At 42.0% G+C, this 274-nt stretch carries 1 protein-coding gene; it reads left to right on the forward strand.

Annotation, left to right across the window (positions count from 1 at the left end; genetic code table 11):
* A partial coding sequence (locus ACVC3Y_RS00430) for a SpaA isopeptide-forming pilin-related protein (protein WP_452225770.1) occupies positions 1 to 274 on the forward strand: 274 nt, incomplete at both ends.

The raw sequence follows: 274 nt of genomic DNA on the forward strand, positions 1-274 counted from the left end.
TACAAGATCCAGGAGAAGAAGGAATAGAAGGAGTAGAAGTTGTAATTACCGATGTTAACGGAGACGAAACAACAGTAACAACAGGAACGGATGGCTCATGGACAGCAACAGACATTCCAATAGGAGATGCAGGAGTAGATGTAGATGAGACTACATTACCAGCAGATGTAAGTGGTACTTTAACAACAGGAACTTCAGATCCAGAAACAGTAACCGTATTAGAAGGAGTTGAAACAGCAACAACCGATGACGGTTATGAACCAGTAACTGCAGA

The organism is Lacinutrix cladophorae (assembly GCF_053604645.1).